20 protein-coding genes are annotated in these 22,867 nt (G+C 43.5%); 8 read left to right on the top strand and 12 right to left on the bottom strand.

Annotated features, from left to right (window positions below; all coding sequences use genetic code 11):
* The gene (locus ACEZ3G_RS04240) at positions 1 to 1,701 is read left to right on the top strand and encodes a DUF1501 domain-containing protein (protein ID WP_432424200.1); all 1,701 of its coding nucleotides are present in this window, start codon (positions 1 to 3) and stop codon (positions 1,699 to 1,701) included.
* Between the two features lie 221 nt (positions 1,702 to 1,922).
* A complete protein-coding gene (gene metG / locus ACEZ3G_RS04235) occupies positions 1,923 to 4,013 on the top strand; it encodes a methionine--tRNA ligase (protein ID WP_432424199.1) in 2,091 nt (696 codons plus the stop codon).
* A 573-nt stretch (positions 4,014 to 4,586) separates the two neighbouring features.
* Here the strand turns inward: metG and ACEZ3G_RS04230 are convergent.
* The 4 genes from ACEZ3G_RS04230 to ACEZ3G_RS04215 form a co-directional block, all read right to left on the bottom strand.
* Positions 4,587 to 4,919, bottom strand: coding sequence for a single-stranded DNA-binding protein (locus tag ACEZ3G_RS04230; RefSeq protein WP_432424198.1), 333 nt, complete (start codon positions 4,917 to 4,919; stop codon positions 4,587 to 4,589).
* A gap of 266 nt (positions 4,920 to 5,185) precedes the next feature.
* The gene (locus ACEZ3G_RS04225) at positions 5,186 to 6,025 is read right to left on the bottom strand and encodes a universal stress protein (protein WP_432424197.1); all 840 of its coding nucleotides are present in this window, start codon (positions 6,023 to 6,025) and stop codon (positions 5,186 to 5,188) included.
* Between the two features lie 97 nt (positions 6,026 to 6,122).
* Positions 6,123 to 7,175 carry a response regulator gene (locus ACEZ3G_RS04220; RefSeq protein ID WP_432424196.1) on the bottom strand — a complete coding sequence of 351 codons (1,053 nt, stop codon included), beginning with the start codon at positions 7,173 to 7,175 and terminating at the stop codon, positions 6,123 to 6,125.
* A 32-nt stretch (positions 7,176 to 7,207) separates the two neighbouring features.
* Entirely contained in the window at positions 7,208 to 8,431 is a 1,224-nt protein-coding gene (locus tag ACEZ3G_RS04215) for a PAS domain-containing sensor histidine kinase (protein ID WP_432424195.1), read from the bottom strand.
* Positions 8,432 to 8,634: 203 nt separating this feature from the next.
* Here ACEZ3G_RS04215 and ACEZ3G_RS04210 point away from each other — a divergent pair, with 203 nt between their 5' ends.
* The gene (locus tag ACEZ3G_RS04210) at positions 8,635 to 9,084 is read left to right on the top strand and encodes a hypothetical protein (RefSeq protein ID WP_432424194.1); all 450 of its coding nucleotides are present in this window, start codon (positions 8,635 to 8,637) and stop codon (positions 9,082 to 9,084) included.
* A gap of 106 nt (positions 9,085 to 9,190) precedes the next feature.
* On the opposite strand, the gene ACEZ3G_RS04205 is transcribed toward ACEZ3G_RS04210, so the two are convergent.
* The 6 genes from ACEZ3G_RS04205 to hpf all read right to left on the bottom strand — a co-directional run bounded on the left by ACEZ3G_RS04205 (position 9,191) and on the right by hpf (position 15,555).
* The gene (locus ACEZ3G_RS04205; RefSeq protein ID WP_432424193.1) at positions 9,191 to 9,667 is read right to left on the bottom strand and encodes a DsrE/DsrF/DrsH-like family protein; all 477 of its coding nucleotides are present in this window, start codon (positions 9,665 to 9,667) and stop codon (positions 9,191 to 9,193) included.
* Positions 9,668 to 9,687: 20 nt separating this feature from the next.
* Positions 9,688 to 9,996 (bottom strand): TusE/DsrC/DsvC family sulfur relay protein, encoded by a 309-nt coding sequence (locus ACEZ3G_RS04200; RefSeq protein WP_432424192.1) that lies wholly within the window; start codon positions 9,994 to 9,996, stop codon positions 9,688 to 9,690.
* 18 nt (positions 9,997 to 10,014) lie between these two features.
* Positions 10,015 to 11,262 carry a type III sulfide quinone reductase, selenoprotein subtype gene (gene sqr, locus ACEZ3G_RS04195; RefSeq protein WP_432424191.1) on the bottom strand — a complete coding sequence of 416 codons (1,248 nt, stop codon included), beginning with the start codon at positions 11,260 to 11,262 and terminating at the stop codon, positions 10,015 to 10,017.
* Positions 11,263 to 11,500: 238 nt separating this feature from the next.
* Positions 11,501 to 14,227 carry a pyruvate, phosphate dikinase gene (gene ppdK / locus ACEZ3G_RS04190; protein WP_432424190.1) on the bottom strand — a complete coding sequence of 909 codons (2,727 nt, stop codon included), beginning with the start codon at positions 14,225 to 14,227 and terminating at the stop codon, positions 11,501 to 11,503.
* 166 nt (positions 14,228 to 14,393) lie between these two features.
* Positions 14,394 to 15,233 carry a universal stress protein gene (locus ACEZ3G_RS04185; RefSeq protein ID WP_432424189.1) on the bottom strand — a complete coding sequence of 280 codons (840 nt, stop codon included), beginning with the start codon at positions 15,231 to 15,233 and terminating at the stop codon, positions 14,394 to 14,396.
* Between the two features lie 22 nt (positions 15,234 to 15,255).
* Positions 15,256 to 15,555 (bottom strand): ribosome hibernation-promoting factor, HPF/YfiA family, encoded by a 300-nt coding sequence (hpf, locus tag ACEZ3G_RS04180; protein ID WP_432424188.1) that lies wholly within the window; start codon positions 15,553 to 15,555, stop codon positions 15,256 to 15,258.
* A gap of 180 nt (positions 15,556 to 15,735) precedes the next feature.
* On the opposite strand from hpf, the gene ACEZ3G_RS04175 reads away from it, so the two are divergent.
* The 3 genes from ACEZ3G_RS04175 to ACEZ3G_RS04165 are packed head-to-tail and all read left to right on the top strand — an operon-like array spanning position 15,736 to position 18,760.
* A complete protein-coding gene (locus tag ACEZ3G_RS04175; RefSeq protein WP_432424187.1) occupies positions 15,736 to 16,818 on the top strand; it encodes an efflux RND transporter periplasmic adaptor subunit in 1,083 nt (360 codons plus the stop codon).
* Positions 16,815 to 18,077, top strand: coding sequence for an ABC transporter permease (locus ACEZ3G_RS04170; protein ID WP_432424186.1), 1,263 nt, complete (start codon positions 16,815 to 16,817; stop codon positions 18,075 to 18,077). Before ACEZ3G_RS04175 ends, ACEZ3G_RS04170 begins: the two co-directional genes overlap by 4 nt.
* Positions 18,078 to 18,085: 8 nt before the next feature.
* A complete protein-coding gene (locus ACEZ3G_RS04165; protein WP_432424185.1) occupies positions 18,086 to 18,760 on the top strand; it encodes an ABC transporter ATP-binding protein in 675 nt (224 codons plus the stop codon).
* Between the two features lie 51 nt (positions 18,761 to 18,811).
* Here the strand turns inward: ACEZ3G_RS04165 and ACEZ3G_RS04160 are convergent, their stop codons facing one another.
* Positions 18,812 to 19,546 (bottom strand): sulfite exporter TauE/SafE family protein, encoded by a 735-nt coding sequence (locus ACEZ3G_RS04160; RefSeq protein ID WP_432424184.1) that lies wholly within the window; start codon positions 19,544 to 19,546, stop codon positions 18,812 to 18,814.
* Between the two features lie 174 nt (positions 19,547 to 19,720).
* Positions 19,721 to 20,545: a 4,5-DOPA-extradiol-dioxygenase gene (gene ygiD, locus ACEZ3G_RS04155; RefSeq protein WP_432424183.1), complete on the bottom strand. Its 825-nt coding sequence runs from the start codon at positions 20,543 to 20,545 to the stop codon at positions 19,721 to 19,723.
* A 242-nt stretch (positions 20,546 to 20,787) separates the two neighbouring features.
* Here ygiD and ACEZ3G_RS04150 point away from each other — a divergent pair, with 242 nt between their 5' ends.
* Positions 20,788 to 21,897, top strand: coding sequence for a Gfo/Idh/MocA family protein (locus ACEZ3G_RS04150; RefSeq protein WP_432424182.1), 1,110 nt, complete (start codon positions 20,788 to 20,790; stop codon positions 21,895 to 21,897).
* 13 nt (positions 21,898 to 21,910) lie between these two features.
* Complete coding sequence (locus ACEZ3G_RS04145) at positions 21,911 to 22,858, top strand: pyridoxal-phosphate dependent enzyme (protein ID WP_432424181.1); 948 nt, start codon at positions 21,911 to 21,913, stop codon at positions 22,856 to 22,858.
* Positions 22,859 to 22,867 lie beyond the last annotated feature (9 nt).

The raw sequence follows: 22,867 nt of genomic DNA, 5'->3' as shown, positions 1-22,867 counted from the left end.
ATGTGCAACATACCTCATACACCATATAAAGGCCTTGAACATGAAGGTCACAATGATGAACACAAAGAATGGAGCAGGCGTTCGTTCTTACAGGCATTGGGCATCGCAGGTTCAGGATCCATGATGCTCGGAAGCCACTTTTTGACCGCTTCGGCACCATCGCCATTGACCTCGGCCATCGCAGCCGCCGAGACCGATAATATTTTGATACTCATTCGCCTATCTGGCGGCAACGATGGGCTAAGTACCGTAATCCCCATAGAGCAATATGACAGCTATGCCAAAGCAAGACCCAATATTTATATTCCCGAGAGCAAGGTATTGAAGCTCACCGACGAATTCGGCATACCCTCGTACATGGGGGCATTGCAATCGATGTGGGGCGAAGGGCAGTTCAAAGCTGTGCACGGTGTTGGCTATGAGGGCCAAAGTCTTTCGCATTTTACCGGATCCGACATTTTCGCCAACACCGATTTGACTACAACGGGTTTTTCAGGGTTGAATACGGGTTGGATGGGAAGACATTTCGAATACCTCTATCCCGATTATCTTTCCGATTTTCCAGGGAGCAGGCCTGAAGGCCCTGCGGCCATTCAGGTCGGAAGCTATGGAAGTTTGGTTTTTGAAGGCGAGGAGACCAATTATGCATTTGTTACGAACAATATCGAACAACTGGAACAAATTGCCGAAACGGGACTGCAATATGATGTTGATGGCGTCGATGACACCTGTATGTATGGCGACCAGATCAAGTTTTTGAGAGGGGTTTCGAATGTGACCAATGAATATGCCGGCAAGATTCATCAAGCTTATATGCGCGGATCGAACCAAGTTGAATACCAAGACAACTATTTTGCCAAACAAATGGCCGTTTTGGCACGTTTGATCAAGGGAAATTTGGGCACCAAAGTTTATATGATCTCAATGGGAGGGTTCGATACCCATGGCAACCAGCCTTTGGCCCATGAGCGATTAATGACAAACCTATCGGTGGCCATTGATAATTTTTACGATGATGTGGCCTTTACACAACAAGACGATAAGGTCTTGAGTATGACCTTTTCTGAATTCGGAAGACGTATTTTCGAGAATGGTTCAAACGGAACCGATCATGGTAAGGCCGCCCCGACGTTGTTTTTTGGAGCCGGGTTGAACGGTAGCGCCTTTGTAGGTGAGCACCCAACTTTGGATAATCCTGATGGGCGCGGAAACCTAGAATATACAATGGACTTTAGAGATCTGTATGCCACGGTATTGGCCGAATGGTTATGTGTCGACATTCCTTTGGTGGAACAGCACTTATTGGATCATCCGTATGCCCCGGTAAACCTTGGTTTCAATTGTAGCGGTATAGACTTCCCTGATATCGTATATAGCGATGGGGAACCTACCATACCTACGCAGCCTGAACCATCGGAGCCGACGTCTGAAATGCTGGGTGCCATCGTGCATAAGCCTTTTTATCCAACGGACAGCATGCCCCATATTTATTTGGAAATGGCCTTTACGGCCCATGTAGATATCAAGTTGTTCAATATACTTGGTCAACAAGTGGGCACCATTTTTAATGAAATGATGACCGAGGGTTCGACAGAGATCAATATACGTGAGCGAATGCCCCAACATTTGGCCGCGGGAAAATATATTTATAGAATTCAGGTACAAGACCAAAAGATGAGTAAATCGGTTATGGTCGCCTAAGAGTTTCCCCACTATGTAACTTAGCCTCTGGTAGTGTCTATGGCCGCGCCAGGGGCTTTGGGTTTTTTATGGGGCCCAGGTTTCGCCTCAACGTAGTTCATAGTGAAATCTGTTGGTCGAGCCAACCTGGCATTTTTAGCCAGGGTCTCCTCGCTATTATTACAACTTTCTAGGCCCTCACAGGTAAAAATCTGTATTTTTGAGCCTTAATTCTAAGATTGATGGCCCAAGAGACGAGTCCGAAACGCTATACCATAACGGCCGCATTGCCCTATACCAATGGTCCGATCCATATTGGACATTTGGCGGGGGTCTATGTGCCCGCCGATATTTATTCCAGATACCTGCGCCTTCAAGGTAAGGATGTGCTTTTCGTTTGTGGTAGTGACGAGCATGGTGTCGCAATTTCGATGAAGGCAAAAAAAGAAGGGGTTACCCCAAAGGAAATCATCGACAAATACCATGGTATTATCAAAAAGTCCTTTGCCCAATTTGGGATCAGCTTTGACAATTATTCGAGAACATCGTTGCCGGTCCATCATGAGACGGCCTCTGGTTTCTTCAAAAAGCTTTACGGGCAAAACGATTTCATAGAAGAAACTACCGAACAATTGTACGATGAAGAGGCCCAGCAGTTCTTGGCCGATCGTTTCGTGGTGGGCACCTGCCCCAGATGCGGTCATGAGGAGGCCTACGGAGATCAATGCGAAAACTGCGGTTCTTCTTTGAACGCAACGGATCTTATAAACCCGAAATCGACGATTACGGGATCTGTTCCGTCAACAAAAAAGACCAAACATTGGTTCTTGCCCTTAGATCGTTATGAAGATTTTTTACGGGAATGGATTCTTGTAGCCCATAAAAACGATTGGAAACCCAACGTTTATGGCCAATGCAAATCATGGATCGATGGTGGGCTAGAGCCCCGTGCCGTGACCCGAGACCTTGATTGGGGCATTCCGGTACCCGTTGAGGGAGGTGAAGGCAAGGTTTTGTATGTGTGGTTTGATGCTCCTATCGGCTATATTTCTTCAAGCAAGGAATGGGCCGAACGTGAGGGCAAGGATTGGGAACCCTATTGGAAAGGTAAAGACACCAAACTACTCCATTTTATTGGGAAGGACAATATCGTATTCCATTGCATCATCTTCCCTTCGATCTTAAAGGCACATGGGGATTATATTTTGCCCGAAAACGTTCCTGCAAACGAATTTTTGAATCTCGAAGGCAACAAACTATCCACTTCGAAGAATTGGGCCGTTTGGTTGCACGAATATTTGGTGGAGTTTCCAGATATGCAAGATGTATTGCGATACACCCTAACGGCCAATGCACCCGAAACGAAGGACAATGACTTCACGTGGAAAGATTTTCAGGCCCGCAACAATAATGAACTTGTTGCCATTTTTGGAAATTTCGTCAACCGTGTCGTAGTACTTACCAACAAATATTATGACGGCCAGGTGCCCATGCCGGGAGAATTATCCGATCTTGACCGAGAGACTTTGAATCAGCTTCGAAAATATCCCGAAATCATCTCAAGCTCTATTGAGCGTTACCGTTTTAGGGAAGCAAGCCAAGAATTGATGAACCTTGCCCGTTTGGGCAATAAATATTTGGCCGACGAAGAACCTTGGAAAGTCATCAAAGAAGACGAAGAGCGGGTAAGCACGATCATGTTCGTTGCCTTGCAGATCGCGGCGGGACTTGCTGTTCTGTGCGAGCCTTTTTTACCTTTTACTTCCGCAAAGCTTAAAACCATTCTAAATGTTCGGTCGAGCGCGCTCGAGACCTCTTGGGCCTCGGTTTTTACCGAAGAAGCTCTCCTCCCTTCTGGCCATCAAATAGGCAAGGCGGAACTTCTTTTTAGAAAGGTCGAGGATTCTGAAATCGAGGCGCAGCTCGATAAACTTGAGGCTACCAAAAAATCGAATGCCTCCGATGGCGAACCAACTAAAAATATAGAAATCATGCCACAAAAAGATACGATTACCTACGATGACTTTTCAAAACTCGATATGCGGGTCGGTACCATTATCGAAGCGGAAAAAATGCCCAAAACCGATAAGTTGATGGTGATGCAGGTCGATACCGGGTTAGATCAAAGAACTATAGTTTCTGGAATTGCGGAACATTTTACACCCGAAGAACTGATTGGTAGAAAAGTGACCGTACTCATCAATTTGGCCCCACGAAAATTACGGGGTACCGAAAGCCAAGGTATGATACTTTTGGCTGAAGGAGCGGATGGCAAGTTGGTATTTGTCAACCCTGATGAAGATGGGCCCCACAATGGAAGTACGATTAGCTGAGTGACTTCAAATTATTTTGGTGATTTTACGTTATTTTAAAAATGTAAAATTATGGGACAATATTTCTTGCCTTTATTTTTATCCTTTGTTGTTGTTCAAGTTATATATCACAAGACTTTTTTCTTGAACAAGAGTTGGACTTAAAGAAGTCGGACTACGTTATAAGGGAGGCTTTGCCCATAATGAATGCAGAAAATGGAGATTTCGCATTTTCTTCGGAGAGCACAAAGCAATCTATTCATATTTATATAATGCTGAAAATGAAAATATTGGAAAAATATTTACCGACGAAATACCAAAAAAATCCCTTGCCCAATATTCGTTGAAGGTCAATGGGTAGAACGACCGAACAACGCCAGACAAATTTTACTCTCGGAAAATTTTGATAGGAATGCAATAAATACGGATTTCTATAAGACTTTGCAAAATCCGGTGCCAATTTCAAATGCTAGGGATTAGAATAAAAAGACTTATTTAAGCAAACAATAATCCGTGCTTTTCAATTTGTGAAGGCACGGATTATTTATAAAGTCCTAATGAACTATAAAAACATCATCAGGTGTGGGGTCTTGATTATTTTCCCAGCATCAAAAGCTCGTTACATCGGACCTCGGTGATATATCTTTTATCTCCTTCTTTGGTCTCATACGAGCGGTGGGTCAATTTACCCTCAATGGCCACCTGCTTACCTTTGGTAAGGTAGTTTTCCGCAATTTCGGCGGTCTTGCCCCAGGCCACAATATTGTGCCATTGGGTATCCTCGACCTTTTCACCTTTCGTATTTTTGTAGTGATCGCTTGTGGCAATCGAAAATTTGGCTAGTTTGTTACCGTTTTCCAGGGTTACGATTTCCGGGTCTTGACCCAAGTTTCCAATCAACTGTACTTTGTTTTTAAGTGCGTTCATGATGTTAAATTTTAGCGTTAAACAGTTAATACTATCGAACCTCCTTGATTCGACATGGCAAACATAAAACAAGTCGCAACCGTTATTCGGTAGAGAAATAATTGCTTTCGTTTGTAAACGGTTGTAGTCGTTTGAAAACGAATAAACTCCCTTATATAAGGGGAACTATATACACTTTAGCCCTCTTATATTCAAAATAAAAAGGGGTTTTGGCCCTCTAGATATGGCAATAGGTATTATTTAAGCGAGCATTAAATCAGCGAGTTCTATTCATGAAGCACCAAAAACGGTACTTCGGTATGATAGCTGATTTCCTCAACGGTAGGCCTGAAGAGTATGCGTTGAAAAAAATTAAGGTTTTTGGCCACCATGGCTATCATATCGATATCCCTGCTTTCGGTAAAACACTGTACGGCGGTCTCTAGTTTACTGCCGGTCAACGAGTGAAAACTATGTTCGACATCGACCAAATAATCATCAAGAAAATCTTTGTTCTTTTCCTGTTCTTCGGTCAATTGTTCCCCTTTTTTTGAAATATGCAAAATCCTTAAAACGGAACCATGTAGTATGGCCATGGCGATCAAGGTGTCCAACACCTTTACATCATAACCTATATGATAATCGGTGGCAAATGCAATTTCTTTTGGTTTGGAATAGACGGCATCTTCGGGAACGGCCAATAACGGCACCTTTATTTTTGTGATGACATCGCCCGTATTGCTTCCTACAGTGGCTTTCTTTAACCCAGAGGCGCCTTTGGTCCCCATTATGACCAAATCTATTTTCTTTTCCTCCAATTCCCTTTTAACGGCGTCCACAAAATAATCATGAAGGGCTATGGTCACAAAAGCGTGTTTCGTGTTAAAGGGCAGTGCTTCGATCCGCTTCAACAATTTTTGAAGTTCCTCACGACTTTCCTTCAGTATTTGATCTTCAAAATTACGCGAGGCCGCACGAACCGAACTTCCGGCACCTGAATAGGGGGGTATGGGATTGACATGCAATAGATAGAACGTAGATTTCGTTTTTTTGAACAGCTCTAGGGCAAATTTTATGGCATTCCATGAGTTGTCCGAGAAGTCCGTAGGGATTAGAATCTGTTGCATGCCATACTCTTTTTAGTTGATAACATAAATTTATGGCCACTGCATGGCTCAAAAAATGATGATTATCATGTTACGGCCTTTATTTGTCGAATCATTGTCAATGAACGCGGCTTAGTTTTACCGGATCTAAGATTTTGATATTCCTATTGTCGATATCGATAAGTCCTTCTTTTTTGAAAGAAGAAAGGGCGCGGATCAAGGTCTCGGTTGCCATTCCGGCAACGCTTGCCAGGTCGCTTCTTAAAATATGGATGTTGCCTTTCGGGTCTTTTTCAAGTTTCTCGGCAAATTTAAGCAAGGTAAGTGCGGTTTTTCTGCGAACGGATCCATAGGCCATTTGCAATAGCTGTTCCTTGGTTTCGGAAAGGCCTTCTGATAATAGTTGTAGCAGTTCCATGGTCAGAGAATGGTTTTCTTCAATTACCTTTTTCAATTTTTCTTCCGACAAACCTATGAGTTTGACATTTTCCATGGCGGTTGCAGATTCTTTGCGAGGCATGTTTCGGGTAATGGAAGAAAAGCCGAAAAGATCGTCGGGTTTATAGATTCCGGTAATCAATTCCTTGCCCATTTCATCAAGAACATGCGTCTTTACGATCCCTTCGAGTATTAGATATATGGTACTTGAATACATGCCGTCTCGATATATGGTTTCTCCCGTTCGAAAAGAAAACACATCGCCATTATCGTCGATGTAATTCTTGAACTGATCGATCGTTGTTATTTTTGCCTCTGAAAACTGTTCTTCATTTTCTGGTTGGCCGGCCATATTCTTTAAAATGGACATTTTGGCCAGCCGACTTTCTATGGCACCGATGAGTTCTGATTCTAGAAAGGGTTTGGTCAAGTAATCATCAGCACCTAGTTCCATCCCCTTGCGGATATCTTTATGCTCGGTCTTGGCAGAAAGAAAAATAAACGGAATACCATTGGTAAGATGGTTTTTAGTGAGTTCTTCCAAAACACCATATCCGTCCAATTTTGGCATCATGATATCGCAAATGATCACATCGGGCAGATAATCTATTGCCGCCTGCACGCCTTTTTCCCCATCTGCGGCCGTACGTACCTCATAATCCGATAGGGCTAGCAATTCTGCCGTATTTTCACGTAAAATGGTATCATCTTCAATTAATAGTACCTTCTTCATTTGTGGTTCTTTTGATCGATCTGGCGAAGCCTTTATTGCTTGATCGGTAGTTCGACTATAAACGTACTTCCAATATTTTCTGTGCTTTCAAAATAGATAGTCCCTCCTAAGTTGTCAATATGCGATTTTACAATGTTAAGACCGATGCCCGTGCCTTGGGTCAATAATACGTTTTCGGCCCTGAAATAGCGTTCGAAAATATGTTTTTGATCATTTTTCGGTATGCCGATACCTTGATCGACGACCCTTAAGATCATCTTATCTTTGATAATCTCTATTTGCAGGTCGACCTCGGTATCTTCGGGTGAGTATTTGACGGCGTTGTACAAGAGGTTGGTCAAAGCAAGCAAGACGATCTTCTCATCTTGATAGACCATTGCATCATCGACATTTTGAGGGTATCTTATTTGCTGTCCGCTCTTTAAAAGCATATTGGTATTATAAACGACTTCGTTCACCACTTTGCTCAATGAGAATTTAGTAAGTTTATACATTTCCTTGCCTTTTTCAAGGCGTTCCACTGAAAGAAAATCGGTCAAAATATGGTTGAGGTGCTGCACTTCGGCGACAATGGTCTTTAGATGTTTTTCTCTTTTCTCTTCCTGACCGTCTTCGGTGTATTTTCCGATCAAGGTCGCTGAAGTGAGAATGCCGCTCAAAGGTGTTTTGAACTCATGCGATACCAACGAAAGAAACTTGGTCTTTAACTCGTTCAGTTCTTTTTCTTTTTTAAGGGCTCCTTGAATTTTCGCCTCGGCTTCCTTTCGACGTTTTATCTCGCGTTTCAGTTCTGCGACCGTATCGCGCAATTCGCCGATTCGAGCTTTGATTTTCTGCTCGAGGTTCTTGTTGAGTTCAAGTATTTCCTTTTCATTTTTTCTTCGCTCCGTGACATCTACTACAAGGGCCATGACATACGTGTTTCCATAGAGAGAAAATGGATTAAGGCCCACTTCAACGGGAAACTCCTCATCGTTCTTTCGCAGTCCGTAGAGGTTTCGGCCTTCAGCCATAAGGCGCCTGTTCTTTTCTTTGTGATAACCGGTAATATACTTGTCGTGCGATTTACGATAGGTTTCGGGGATCAATATGTTCAGCGATTTTCCACGAAGTTCCGTAGGGCCATAACCGAACATTTCACTTGCGCGACTATTGGCCGACACAATGACCTGTTCTTTGTTTATTACCAAAATACCCTCTGAAACGGCCTCTGAAAGTAAATTGAAGATATTACTGTTTCTATCGAAAACGTGCATACCTTAAAATTACCCTTTTTCTTTTTTGTCAAGACGGGTTTAATTAAAAAATCGGAGGTAATTTGATATGAAATGCTATAAGCTTTTTTATTAAGCGCCATAATCTTCAAAAGATGATGGAGAACATCTCTGGCTCTTATGACAAAAGTCATTTTGCGCTTCAGGGCACCGAACTATTTTTATAACATCAAAACACAATGGTTATGAATGATTTTAGAGCTAGGCCTAAGGCCGAATTTATAAAGGAGACCAATTGGCAAGAATTGTACGTATTGACAAAGCACTGGAAATCGGATCTTTTGTTCTATAAGGATGATCTAAAGTTCTTGCACCACCTGATCGACAAATACTTTATTTGGATTACCCAAAAGGACAATTTGGAGGAGGTGCAAAAGGTAGGAAAGGGAATTTTGGATGACACCAGGGAATGTGAATCGCTCTTGGCAAAGGTCGAAGAACATTTAGGCCATTTGGCAAGCTTGAGCGATGATACCTCAAGCAAAAGCGCTACAGAATTTAGGGAAGAACATCAAGAACTCGAAGATGCGATCGCGCAATTCGTCAAAGAAGTGCGTGAAAACCGCAAAGAGCTGTTCACTATAACCGAACATGTTCTGGAAAGCGAGCAATTGGCCCATTTGATGGAAAAATAGTCATCGGGAAGATTTATCGCCATGACAAGTACCACAGGGTAATATTCGGTTAAAAGAAGTAAAAAAACAACGGGCTTTGTCCCGTTGTTTTTTTATTAGGGCTCTGTTATATGAAAAGCAATTGGGTGCCTTCTTGATCAGCCCTGTTATAAAAATCACCGATGGTCAATATGCCCTCTACCTCGTCGATAAGGTCTTCTTCTTTGAGATGGAACATATCGACGGCCAATTTACAGGCCCAAAGCCGACATCCTGAATCAGAAAGAATTTCCAAAAACTCGCCAACGGGCGGAATGTCCAATTCTTCCATTTCTTTCTTCATCATTTTCGTGGCAAAGGCTTCAACACCCGGTAATCCACCCAATATCGTAGGTATATGCATAGCAGGGTTGCCGACCGTTGCGACATGAAGGTGTTCAAGTTTTTTCTTTTGAACGGCCTCCAATCCGAAAAACGTAAAAAATATCTCCGATTCAATGCCCTCCATTCTTGCGCCATTGGCCATTATAAAAGCTGCATAGACGTTTTCAATGGTGGCCTTTGACAAGATGAACATCATTTTTTTAACCTTGGTCTTGCTCATGATCTTTTATTTTGTCGTTTTTAGATACAGCTCTTAGGTTTTGGAATTCCGGCTATCATTGTGGCCTTTTTAAGCGGCCCACCAGGAAACAATTGGTAGAATTCCTTAATATCGATGACCCCGCTTTTCTTGATTCCACGGATCGATAAGGGTTCTTCTTTTTCGAACTTATCGTGAATATAGTCGATGACCTGCCAATGCTTATCGGTCATTTCGATATCTTGTTCCTTGGCGATTTCGAGACCGATTTCCTTGTCCCACTGCGAGAAATCGGTGAGATATCCTTCTTCGTTTACTGAAATGGTCTTGTTCGATATAACTTTTTCCATGTTGTTTATTTAAAATTATTACTGTACTTCCTCTTCAAAATGTTTTCCTTTTTCAGACATAGTGGCCGATACAAAAGGAATGTGGATACCCTTGATGAGCATGTTCCAATAGATCCACCTAAAGGCCATCTTGCCCATATGGTTTGCATGACTTTCCTTTAAAAGTTGCAAAGGTCCGACCCCGGGGAACGGAAAAGTTCCTTCTACAGGCTCGTGGGTGTAATTGAAATCTATTAAAAGGGCCTTGCCATTGCCCGTTTCAACGAAGCAATTGGCATGGCCATCGAATTCTTCTTTTAATGGAATCCCTTCGATGTACCTCACAATATTTTCGGTCAATATTTCGGCCTCGAAATGGGCAACGGACCCTGCTTTTGACGCGGGCAGATTGGTAGCATCGCCAATGGCGAAAATATTTTCATGGTTCAAACTCTGTAGTGTCGCCTTGTTGGTCGGCACAAAGTTGAGGTCGTCTCCCAAACCGGAGCGTTCGATAACCGAATCGCCCATATTGGTGGGTACCGTTACCAAAAGGTCGTATTCGACCTCGGTATCGGCATAGTCGATGATTTTGTTGTTCTTATAGTCGACCCGCTCTATAGCGAAATCGGTCACTTCTGAAATACCCTTCTCCTCAAGCAGATGGTGTAGTGCCGCTGTTGCCCTTGGCTTTGTAAAAGCTCCGCCCAAAGGGGTTACAAAGGTAATGTCGACCTTATCGCGCATTCCTTTGTTCTTGAAATAAGAATCGGCCAGAAAGGCGAATTCCAAGGGTGCGACGGGGCATTTAATGGGCATCTCGGTAATGTGCACTACCAACTTTCCGCCTTCCCATTCGCGAAGCTTGTTGCGCAGGGCTTTGGCACCCTTGTATGTATAGAAATCGAAGATGTTCTCGTGCCATTTAGGGCCTTTCATTCCTTCTACTTCCTCAGGTGCGATATCAGTTCCGGTCGCTATGATCAAAATGTCATAGGCAAGTACCTTACCATTGGCGAGCTGTACGTTGTTTTCTTCCGGAACAATGCGTTCGATTTTTTCATTGATATAGTCCACTGCTTTCGGAATGAACTTCTTGCCATTTTTTTTCACCTGCTTGCTCGTATAGATATCAAAGGGAAGAAAAAGGAAGCCCGGCTGGTAGTAGTGTGTCTCGCACTGGTCTACTATGGATATTTTCCAATCTTTTTTCGGAAGCTTTTTGACCAGATGGTTCGCCATCATAGTGCCAGAGGTTCCGGCACCTAAAATAACTAGATTCTTCATTGCCTTTTGGTTTAAGTGGACTTGTTTATGGGCGTAAAGTTAAGTTGACCACCGATGGATTTCTATGATATTGGTCATCTTAAAGGGTAACAAAAGTTACATAAGCAAGTTTTTACATATTTGATTTTCAATAGATTAAAGGCAATAACAGAGTGAATGTCAATTTAAAGGTGGGGCATCTCGACCCCACCTTTTTACTTAGTAAAGCTATGGCGCTTTTTTTTGAAACAATCATCTTTTATTTACCGGATATGGCAGCTTGGGCAGCGGCCACCCGGGCGATCGGCACCCTGAAAGGAGAACAACTTACATAGTTCATACCTATAGTATGGCAGAATTCGACCGAACTTGGTTCGCCGCCATGTTCACCGCAAATGCCCACCTTAAGTTGCGGTTTGGCACTCCTACCTCTTTCCGTGGCCATTTTGACCAGCTGGCCGACACCTTCTTGGTCCAAGACCTCAAAAGGATCGACCTTGAGAATTCCTTTTTCCAAGTAGATCGGAAGAAATTTACCGGCATCATCACGGCTATAACCAAAGGTCATCTGTGTGAGGTCGTTTGTTCCAAAAGAGAAAAATTCAGCTTTTTCGGCAATTTTATTTGCCATGAGTGCGGCCCTGGGAATTTCGATCATGGTTCCCACAAGAAATTCGATAGTGTCATCATATTCTTCGAATACTTTTTGGGCCGTTTCTCGAATGACCTTCTCTTGGGCAACGAATTCTTCGTAGGTACCTACCAACGGAACCATAATTTCTGGTTTGGCAGTGATTCCTTTCTCCTTTAGGTTGAGTGCGGCCTCGATAATGGCCCTCGTCTGCATTTCGGTGATCTCAGGATAGGTATTGCCCAATCGACAACCTCTGTGGCCCAACATGGGGTTGAACTCATGAAGTTCGGCCACCTTGCCCTTAACGGCGGCCAGGGAAATATGCATATCTTCTGCGAGTTCTTTTTGTGTGGCCAACTGGTGGGGAACGAATTCATGCAATGGCGGGTCGAGCAACCTCACCGTAACGGGAAGGTCTTGCATTGCTTCGAAGATGCCTTCAAAATCGGCACGTTGCATGGGCAATAATTCTTCCAGCGCATTTTTTCTACCCTTGACCGTATCGGCCAAGATCATTTCGCGCATGGCCTTGATCCGGTCGACTTCGAAGAACATATGCTCCGTTCTTGCAAGGCCGATGCCCTGTGCACCAAAATTACGGGCTACTTGGGCATCTTTAGGGGTATCGGCATTCGTTCTTACTTGCATCGTAGCGTATTTGTCCGCAAGTTTCATGACCTCTGCAAATTCACCGCTCAATTCGGGTTGGCAGGTAGCTACCTTTCCTTCGATGATATTTCCGGTAGAACCGTTCAAAGAAATCCAGTCGCCTTCATGATATTCTTTGCCATCGACGGTCAAAGTGCGGTTCTTGTAGTCGATTTTGAGCGCACCCGCTCCTGAAATACAGCATTTTCCCATACCTCTGGCCACTACCGCCGCATGTGAGGTCATTCCCCCTCGAGCGGTCAGAATACCTTTTGCAAGGTTCATCCCTTCCAAGTCTTCTGGTGAGGTTTCTATTCTCGTCAAAATGGTGTTTTTATATTTTTTGGTGTTTTCGGCAAAGAAGACTATTTGTCCCGTTGCCGCACCAGGTGATGCGGGCAGGCCCTGGGCGATAATATTTGCCCGCTTTATCGCTTTCGGATCGAATACCGGATGAAGAAGTTCATCGAGCTTGTTCGGGTCGATTCTTAACAAGGCTTCCCTTTCCTCGATTTGGCCATCTTTTAATAAATCCATTGCGATCTTGACCATGGCCGCTCCTGTACGTTTTCCGTTCCGGGTCTGAAGGATCCAGAGTTTGCCGTCTTGAATGGTAAACTCCATATCTTGCATATCGCGATAGTGCTTTTCAAGAATGTCTTGATACTTATAAAGCTCTTTGTACATAGTAGGCATCAATTCTTCCAAAGAGGGATAATTTGCTGCCCTATCGTTTTCCTCTATTTTTGCCAACTCGGCCCAACGTTGCGACCCCAGCTTTGTAATCTGCTGTGGGGTTCGCACACCTGCAACTACATCTTCTCCCTGAGCATTGATCAAATATTCGCCATTGAAAACATTTTCACCCGTGGCAGCGTCTCGGGTAAAGCATACTCCCGTACCCGAATTTTCACCCATATTACCATATACCATGGCCTGAACATTAACGGCGGTGCCCCATTCAGCGGGGTAACCGTTCATTTTGCGATAGTAGACTGCGCGATCACCGTTCCAGCTATTGAATACGGCCATTATGGCTCCCCATAATTGCTCCCAAGGATCTGTGGGGAAATTTTTACCCGTACGTTTTTTTACGGCATCCTTGAAGTCGTAGACCAAGTCTTTCAAATCTTGAACGGTGAACTGCGTGTCAAGTTCAATTTCCCTTTTGCGCTTGAGGTGCTCCATTATTTCCTCAAAAGGGTCTATGTCATCCTTTGACTCCGGTTTCATTCCCAGCACTACACCCCCGTACATTTGAATGAACCTACGATAAGAATCCCAGGCAAACCGTTCGTTGCCGGTCTTTGATGCCAAGCCCTGAACGACTTTATCATTAAGACCTAGATTGAGAACCGTATCCATCATACCCGGCATTGAAACGCGTGCCCCTGAGCGGACCGAAAGCAATAAGGGGTTGTCTTGATCTCCGAATACGGAGCCCATTGTGCCCTCTATATTTTCGACGGCCGATTCAATTTCTTCTTTGATCAAATTGACCGTGGTTTCTTTGCCCAATTCATTGTATTCGGTGCAAACCTCGGTGGTAATGGTAAAACCGGGTGGTACGGGAATACCAATAACGCTCATTTCAGCTAGGTTGGCACCCTTGCCACCTAAAAGATTTTTCATTTTGCTACTACCATCGGCTGTCTTGTTGCCAAATCGGTAAACCCTTGTACGGGTCTTTTCCATTACTTCCATATTTTATGCTTTTGTACACTTGTTTTTAAAAAAGGCGCCACAAAATTATGGGCTTGCGAGCATGGGTTTTATGACTAAAGTCAGGTCTTGAGCCTTATTGTGCGCTTGTATAAAGTTTTTAAGTGATCGGTTTTGGCCAATATGGAAAACTTGGAAAATGGAGGGACTAAATTTTGAAAGTCATCACCGGTAGTTTGGCATGATTGGCCAAGTCTTCACCAATGCTGCCCTTAAAGAAGTGTGCAAGTCCGCTGCGACCATGGGTCAATACGGCTATAAGATCGGCACCGATCTTATTCGCATGGTTATAAACGCCCCTTTCCACCGAATAGTCCGAAATTTCATGAATTTCGATGCTGCGGGGCAAATCACCGTGATGGGCGACCCTTAGAAATTTATCTGTTTCTTCTTGAATCTCTGTCGTGCTCATGAAATTTATCCCAGGAAGGTTCACCTGTACCAAATGAACCTTGGCATGCAAGCCATTGAATAGTTGGATCGCTTTTTGATAGGCATTCTTGTTTTCGATTCGAAAATCAAAGCCTAGCACCACATTTTCGATCTTAAAATCGGAAGTTTTTTTCTTGATTACAAGCACGGGTACTTCGGATGTTCGAACCACTTTTTCGGTGTTGGATCCAACGAAGATTTCGCCCAGCCCGCCCGTACCGTGCGACCCCATTACTATCAAATCGATATTTTGCTCTTTGGCTACATCGTTGATTTCGCTGAAGATCTTATAGTTCTGTATCGTTTCCGATACTTCGATACCCTTGAGATAGGGTTTGTCCAAAAATTCCGAGAATCTTTTTTTGGATAGTTTCATATAGAACTGGGCCTCCATAAATTCTTGCGAATCGTCTTTGGTGAAAACGGCTTCCGACAGGCCAAGCATATGAAGTACCACAATCTTGGCCTTATACTTTTTGGCAAGTGTTGCGGCAACTTCCAAAGCGTATTCCGAATGTTCTGAAAAATCGACCGGTACAAGAATCTTGTTCATCATAGACTGATTTAGGGGTATGGAATCAATGCTTTTTCATTATGGTTTTTTTCTTGCGCAATTGACCGTCGAGTTCATGTATGGTCTGGTTTAACGATTTTTCAAAATCATCGGTATTCGACTTTGCAAAGATCCTTGGCCCGGGGGCGCTCAATTCTATTTCACAGATTTTTCCATTTCCCGAAGGATCGTTATCCAACTTAAAATGAACTTGTGCGCGAATCAACCAGTCGTACTTTTTTGCCAATTTATTGAGCTTTTGGGTTACAAGCTCGTTCATGCTATCACTGGTTGACATCTGCACATAGTGAATTTCTATGGTCATGGTTTACTGTTTTAAGTCTCAAAGGTAATTGTGCATTACCATAAATCTTATGACAATTATCATTGTTAAAACTTGTAGCACTACCAATATTTGTCGGTAATAAATATGATTCCTCCTACCTCTATGTTTCAAAGGATTATTACTACATTTAGTAATTACGAATCCATTTCACCGATTGGTATGCGCTTGATAAAATGTGTTTTTCTTCTTTTTTTAATGTTTTCTTGCGGGGAGGACCAAGAGAGGATATTTCCTGAGAAAACGGCACTTACCGAGTCGGTCTATTCCTCTGTGACCGTTCAACCGGATAGTCTATATCGGGCCTTTGCCGCTGTTGCCGGCATTCTTGACATGAATTTGGTAGAGGAAGGGGAAATAGTGCGAAAAGAAACTCCCTTGGCACAGATAATCAACAATACGCCAAAACTCAATACCGAAAATGCCAAACTAGCCTTGCGATTGGCCCAAGAGAATTACGATGGAAGCTCCGCTATCTTAAAAGCGTTGGAAGATGAGATACAGGCGGCGACCTTGAAGTTTCAAAACGATTCCATAAACTTTTTCAGACAAAAACGGCTATGGGAGCAACAAATAGGTTCTAAAATCGAATATGATAATCGCAGATTGGCCTATGACCTTTCCCAGAGCAATCTGAGCCTTTTGAATAGCAGATATGACCGAACCAAGAATGAATTGAGAACCCAGGTACAACAGGCAAAAAACAATTATGAGGCCTCCAAGATCAATACCCGAGATTTTACCGTAGCCAGCAAGATAGACGGCAAAGTGTACGCACTTTTTAAAGAGCCCGGGGAGATCGTGACAACGCGCGATCCCCTTGCGGCGATCGGTAGTGCGAATACTTTCATCATCGAACTTTTGATCGATGAGGTCGATATCGTAAGGGTAAAAAAAGGTCAAAAGGTTTTGGTGACCTTAGATGCATATCAAGATCGGGCATTCGAGGCAAAGGTCAGTAAGATCTACCCCCAAAAGGATGAGCGTTCCCAAACTTTTAGGGTCGAAGCGCTTTTTGACAAGGCACCCGTGATATTGTATCCAGGTCTGGCCGGAGAAGGAAATATTGTTATCGCGCAACGGGAGGACGTTCTTGTGATTCCAAGGTCGTATTTGGTAAACGGCAATCAGGTGCAGACTGAAGACGGACTTATCGAGGTCAAAACCGGACTTCAAAATTTGGATAAAGTAGAAATTCTCGAAGGCCTAGACCAAGACACACCAATTATCAAACCCGAGCAATGATCAATTGGAATGTTATTTTAAGTATTGCCAAGACCCACCTGTTGACCAAAATGAAGAGTACCGTTACGGCGGCACTGGGAGTCACTTTCGGTATAGGGGCCTATATCACTTTGGTCAGTTTTATGACAGGGTTGAACGGTCTGCTCGATGGGCTCGTTCTGAACCGTACCCCCCACATTCATTTGTACAATGAAATCGAGCCTTCGAAAAAACAGCCTATCGCGCTATTCGATGACTTTGAGAATGCGTTCAATGTGGTACACTCGGTAAGGCCGAAACAAAGTCAAAAGAAAATTCACAATGCATTACCGATCTTGAATTATCTTAAAAGCGAAGAAGCGGTCAAAGGGGCCACACCGCAAGTTCAGGCACAGATATTCTACATCTCGGGTTCCATAGAATTGGGGGGCAATCTTATCGGTATCGATGTGATGGAGGAAGTTCGTCTTTCAAATTTTCACGACTATATCGTCGAGGGTACTCCAGAGGCCTTGCAAAACAATGACAATGGTATTTTGCTCGGTGCGGGGCTTGCCAAGAAGATGTCGCTCGAGCTTGGGGATCGGGTACAGGTCAGTACCATAGCGGGCGATATTTTCCCCCTCACCATAGTCGGCATCTATCAAAGCGGCCTGGCGGAGGTGGACAATATTCAAAGTTATGTCAACCTAAAGACCACGCAGCGTATACTCGGGGAAGCTCAAAACTATATTACCGATATCAATATCAAGTTATGGAATATGGACAAGGCCGTGCCGATGGCCAGGGAAATGGAACAACAGTTCGACATAAAAGCGACCGATATTAAGGAAGCCAACGCACAATTTGAAACCGGATCCAGCATTCGCAATATGATAACCTATGCCGTATCGATAACCTTGCTTATCGTTGCCGGTTTTGGTATTTACAACATATTGAACATGCTCATATACGAAAAAATGAAGGACATTGCCATACTAAAGGCGACAGGGTTTTCGGGGCGTGATGTGCAATTCATTTTTTTAAGTCAGGCCATGCTGATCGGTATCGTAGGTGGAATTTTGGGATTGTTGATCGGTTTCGGTCTTTCGGTTCTCATCGATAATGCCCCTTTTGAGACCGAAGCATTGCCCACCATAAAGACCTTTCCGGTAAATTATAATGCTTTGTACTATGTGATCGGAATTATTTTCGCTTTGATATCGACGTTCATAGCGGGTTATCTGCCGGCGAACAAGGCAAAGAAAATAGATCCCGTACGTATTATAAGGGGTACTTGAATTGTACTATGAAACTGGTTCTCGAAACAAAAAATATCAACAAACATTTTTACAAGCCCAAAGATTTTCATGTGCTCAAGGATATCACTTTTGGAGTCAAAGAAGGTGAGTTCGCCTCGATAATGGGAAAGTCGGGTTCGGGAAAATCGACCTTACTGTACATTCTCTCAACTATGGATACCGATTATACCGGTGAGCTCTACTTGAACAATACATTGGTTACCGGAAAACACCATCAAGAATTATCGGTTATTCGAAATAAAAATATCGGTTTTGTGTTTCAGTTCCATTATTTGCTCTCTGAATTCAGCGTTATTGAAAACGTGATGTTACCGGCAAAAAAGTTGGGCGAAAAATCACATTCTGAAATTAGGCATGACGCCCATGAGAAATTGAAAATGTTACACATAGCGCATTTGGCCGAACAACGCGCTTCAAGGATCTCGGGAGGCGAAAAACAACGTGTGGCCATTGCCCGCGCCCTTATCAACAATCCCACTATTTTAATGGGAGATGAGCCCACGGGTAATCTCGATAGTCACAATTCTGAAAATGTATTCGATATTTTCAAACGTTTAAAACAAGAAGTAGGACTTTCGCTATTGGTCGTGACCCACGATGAGGATTTTGCCAAACGGACCGACCGTATCATTGAAATGGAAGATGGTCATATACTATCATGATGTCCGAAATTTAATATGGATTCTATTTTTTAGGCTACCTTAAGCAACGGGTTATTTCCATACCTCTGAAACAATACTCGCGATCCCGATGCCCAAGATCAAGAACAGCACAAAACCCCGAAACTGTTCTTGGGTGATTCTATCCAATATTTTTTTGCCCACCCAGGTGCCCAATATACTCACGACCAAAAGAATCGGCACTAGATATAAATGTTCTTTTCGCATATAACCATTGAAGTAGTATACGATCGATCGGCTAAGATCAACGCCCAGATCGATAATGGCTGAAGTTGCTATGAATTTGTTCTTGTCCATTTTGAATGCGGCGAGGGTAATGCCCCTTATCGCCCCTCCAGTTCCCAAAACACCTGCACTAAGTCCCGATAGAGACCCTCCGATTATTGAATTTTTGACGTTAGGTGTCACGACGAGTTTTCTGAAGATCAAGAAAATCAAGCTGAGCGCGATCAAAAATATTCCCAACAAATAGGTCAACATGGTAGCATCGATAAATTTGCTCAACCAAGCTCCGACCGAAACAAATAGCACCGCCGGAATACCCAAAGTCATGACGATTTTCTTATCGAACCCTTTTTTGAACATGGCGATTTTAGAAATATTGCTCGATAAATGGAATAGGGCAGTGATTCCTAAAACCGATTGAAAATCTAAAAAGAAATTGGCAATGGGTACAAAATAGACCGATGAACCAAAACCGCCGACCGTACCCAAAATCTCGGCCAATATGGCCAATATGATAAAAACGGGAAGGTAGCGATCGAGCATAACGGTAAAGTTAGAATTTACCTTGAATAAAAGGAATGATGGACGTCATTATGATTTGTATTTGTTTTACTATCCATGGCAAATTCTTACTAGAGTATGCTACGGGTTATATTTTGAAATAGTATTGCAGGTTCGAGTAAGTTAAAGGAACATGTTTCGAAGCTTGATTGTTTTTCATTCAAATTTGACGGAAGTCATGGACAAGGAACCGCCAACGGGCAGGTCATTGAATAATGTTGTTTCGTCATTTTTGTCTTTCAGGGCCAGTGTATAGAGCAGTGGCAAATAATGCTCCGGTGTGGGAATGGCCAAATCGAATGCCTTACCTTGATTTTTGTAATCGATCAGCTTTTCAAAATTTCCGCTCAAAATCTTTGACTTCATTTTTTCGTTTGCCTCGGTGGCCCAATCGTAGGCATAGGGTTTACCTGCCAATTTGTCCCAAGCGACCAATCTTAGATTATGAACCATGTTTCCACTGCCCACTATCAATACACCCTTTTGTCTCAACGGTGACAGTTGTTTGGCAAGGTCATAATGATCACGGGCGGGTTTTGAATAATCCAAGCTCAGTTGAATTATGGGTATATTGGCACTCGGGTACATGTGCTTGATAACACTCCATGCACCGTGGTCGAGCCCCCATTTCTCATCCAAGCCAATGTCGGTTTTTGTGACGATATCCTTGGTTTGTTTTGCCAATTCAGGACTTCCCGGTGCAGGATATTGAACATCGAACAATTCTTGGGGAAAACCGCCAAAATCGTGAATAGTCCTTGGGTTTTCCATGGCGGTAACGAATGTTCCTTTCGTTTCCCAATGGGCCGAAATACAGAGAATCGCCCTCGGCATGGAAATTTCTCTGCTGACTCTCCTAAATCCATTGACGAATTCATTTTCCTCAATGGCGTTCATCGGACTACCGTGGCCAAGAAATAGAACGGGCATTTTTCCCGAATCGGGTAAGTCCATTATTTTATTTAGATTTTTTAGGTTCATATTGCCAGTAATGTTTACGACGGTAGCTGGTCGTCAAAATGCACATAGTTTATAGTGTTGTTCAATATAGTACTCATGTAATGCGAATATCTCATTGCATGGTGGTCATAGCTTTGGTGAATTGGCTAATGGCAAAAAAAGATAGGCATTAAAATAAGTTTGTTATAAGGTACGCAAAGCGATTCGTCAGAATTGGGTTTAAAAAGCATTTTATTTCTATTTTTAAACAAAATCGAAGAATAATGGCATCACGTAGAAATTTTATTGAAAAGCTTACCGTTTCGGCAATCGGTTTGCCACTTGCCTTTAACGCTACAGGGTTGTTTGCGGCTTCTGACAGACCCTATCAGGGCAAGACGCTTCGGGTCGCCATCATGGGACTGGGCAGTTATGGCACCCGGGTAGCAAAAGCGATGAAAGATTGCAAACGCGCCAAATTGGTCGGTGTCATCAGTGGTACGCCCTCGAAAGTCGAGACATGGCAGAAAGAATACGGTATTCCGAACAAGAATTGCTATAACTACGAAAATTTCGATGAAATAAAGAATAATCCTGATATCGACGCAGTATATGTTATTACTCCCAATGGCCTGCATTGCGAACAAACCATTCGCGTCGCAAAAGCGGGCAAGCATGTAATCTGTGAAAAGCCCATGGGAATCAATGCCGAAGAAGGACAAAAAATGGTCGATGCCTGCAAGGCCGCGAATGTAAAATTGTTGATCGGCTATCGAATGCATTATGAGCCGAACACCGTCGCGGTCATTCGCATGCGAAAGGATGGTGAATTCGGTAAACCCAAATTTTTTCAGGGCCAGTCTGGTTTTGTAATCGGAGATCCAACCCAATGGAGATTGAACAAGAAGTTGGCCGGAGGCGGGGCCATGATGGATATCGGTATCTACTCCATAAACGGTGCCCGTTATATGTTGGGTGAGGAACCCGTCTGGGTCACGGCCCAAGAAACGAAAACCGATACCGAGAAATTTAAGGAAGGTGTCGATGAGACCATTCAGTTTCAGATGGGTTTTCCCAGTGGAGCGGTGGCCAATTGCCTGTCTACCTATGCGATGAACAATCTGGACCGATTCTTTATGACAGGTTCCAAGGGATGGATGGAAATGAGACCGTCTACCGGTTATGGACCTATCAAAGGACGTACCCACAAGGGTGAACTAGATCAGCCCCATACGACCCATCAGACATTGCAAATGGATGGAATGGCAGAACTTATTTTCGAGGGGAAACAGCCCATAGTGCCCGTAAACGGTGAAGAAGGGGTAAAAGACATGAAAATTATCGATGCCATCTATGAAGCCGTGAAATCGGGAAGTAAAGTATCTTTGAATTGAAAAAACAAAAATAGTGGCAATAGAAAACGCGAAACGACAGTTGTTGCAATGTTACGAGCGAATCAAACCGTATGTGCATCGAACGCCCGTGCTTACTTCTTTCCAAATAGATAAGCTTTCAACAAGCGAACTTTTCTTTAAATGTGAGAATTTTCAAAGAATGGGCGCTTATAAAATGAGGGGCGCGACCAATGCCATATTATTGCTCGATGATCAACAGAAGAAAAGGGGCGTGGTTACCCACTCCTCGGGAAATTTCGCACAGGCCCTTTCCCTTGCGGCAAAAAGTATCGGTGTCGAGGCCTATATCGTAATGCCTTCCTCGGCTCCGCAAGTAAAGAAGGATGCCGTTATGGGTTATGGCGGAAAAATCGTTGAGTGCGAACCGACATTGGAGGCCCGGGCCAAAGCGGCACAAAAGATCCAAGTAGAAACGGGCGCTACCTTTATCCATCCATCCAATGATGAAAATGTCATAATAGGGCAGGGCACGGCCTGTTTGGAGTTGTTGCAAGACCATCCTGACCTTGATTTTGTCGTCGCGCCTGTAGGTGGTGGGGGACTCATTGCGGGAACGGCCCTGGCGGTACAAAACTTCGGAAATGATTGTAAGGCTATCGGAAGCGAACCTTTTGAGGTCGATGACGCCTACCGTTCTTTACAAAGCGGAAAAATAGAGGGCAATGAAACGACCGATACGATTGCCGATGGACTTAAGACACAATTGGGCGACAAGAACTTTCCGATTATTTTAGACCACGTCGATGCCATAATCAGGGTGACGGAAGATGAAATAGTAAATGCCATGCGATTGATCTGGGAGCGGATGAAGATTATTGTCGAACCCTCAAGCGCGGTAGCCTTGGCGGCCGTATTGCGCGAGAAACAAAGGTTCAAAAATAAAAAAACCGGAATTATAATTTCGGGGGGCAATGTAGATTTGAAAAATCTTCCTTTTTAACAGACCTGA

The sequence above is a fragment of the Meishania litoralis genome, from assembly GCF_042611095.1.
In the GTDB taxonomy this organism is placed as follows: Bacteria; Bacteroidota; Bacteroidia; order Flavobacteriales; family Flavobacteriaceae; genus Meishania; species Meishania litoralis.
Note: the sequence above shows the minus strand (reverse complement) of the source record. Positions and strands in the feature narration are given on the sequence as shown.

Bases quoted from the DNA above. Each gene is read 5' to 3' on its own strand.
- ACEZ3G_RS04215 (WP_432424195.1), bottom strand. From the start codon at position 8,431: ATGCACGTTTTCGATAGAAACAGTAATATCTTCAATTTACTTTCAGAG.
- ACEZ3G_RS04150 (WP_432424182.1), top strand. From the start codon at position 20,788: ATGGCATCACGTAGAAATTTTATTGAAAAGCTTACCGTTTCGGCAATC.
- hpf (WP_432424188.1), bottom strand. From the start codon at position 15,555: ATGACCATAGAAATTCACTATGTGCAGATGTCAACCAGTGATAGCATG.
- ACEZ3G_RS04165 (WP_432424185.1), top strand. From the start codon at position 18,086: ATGAAACTGGTTCTCGAAACAAAAAATATCAACAAACATTTTTACAAG.
- ACEZ3G_RS04230 (WP_432424198.1), bottom strand. From the start codon at position 4,919: ATGAACGCACTTAAAAACAAAGTACAGTTGATTGGAAACTTGGGTCAA.
- ACEZ3G_RS04185 (WP_432424189.1), bottom strand. From the start codon at position 15,233: ATGATGAACAAGATTCTTGTACCGGTCGATTTTTCAGAACATTCGGAA.
- ACEZ3G_RS04240 (WP_432424200.1), top strand. From the start codon at position 1: ATGTGCAACATACCTCATACACCATATAAAGGCCTTGAACATGAAGGT.
- ACEZ3G_RS04220 (WP_432424196.1), bottom strand. From the start codon at position 7,175: ATGAAGAAGGTACTATTAATTGAAGATGATACCATTTTACGTGAAAAT.
- metG (WP_432424199.1), top strand. From the start codon at position 1,923: ATGGCCCAAGAGACGAGTCCGAAACGCTATACCATAACGGCCGCATTG.
- ACEZ3G_RS04205 (WP_432424193.1), bottom strand. From the start codon at position 9,667: ATGAGCAAGACCAAGGTTAAAAAAATGATGTTCATCTTGTCAAAGGCC.
- ACEZ3G_RS04200 (WP_432424192.1), bottom strand. From the start codon at position 9,996: ATGGAAAAAGTTATATCGAACAAGACCATTTCAGTAAACGAAGAAGGA.
- sqr (WP_432424191.1), bottom strand. From the start codon at position 11,262: ATGAAGAATCTAGTTATTTTAGGTGCCGGAACCTCTGGCACTATGATG.
- ACEZ3G_RS04210 (WP_432424194.1), top strand. From the start codon at position 8,635: ATGAATGATTTTAGAGCTAGGCCTAAGGCCGAATTTATAAAGGAGACC.
- ACEZ3G_RS04160 (WP_432424184.1), bottom strand. From the start codon at position 19,546: ATGCTCGATCGCTACCTTCCCGTTTTTATCATATTGGCCATATTGGCC.
- ACEZ3G_RS04170 (WP_432424186.1), top strand. From the start codon at position 16,815: ATGATCAATTGGAATGTTATTTTAAGTATTGCCAAGACCCACCTGTTG.
- ACEZ3G_RS04175 (WP_432424187.1), top strand. From the start codon at position 15,736: ATGCGCTTGATAAAATGTGTTTTTCTTCTTTTTTTAATGTTTTCTTGC.
- ygiD (WP_432424183.1), bottom strand. From the start codon at position 20,545: ATGAACCTAAAAAATCTAAATAAAATAATGGACTTACCCGATTCGGGA.
- ppdK (WP_432424190.1), bottom strand. From the start codon at position 14,227: ATGGAAGTAATGGAAAAGACCCGTACAAGGGTTTACCGATTTGGCAAC.
- ACEZ3G_RS04225 (WP_432424197.1), bottom strand. From the start codon at position 6,025: ATGCAACAGATTCTAATCCCTACGGACTTCTCGGACAACTCATGGAAT.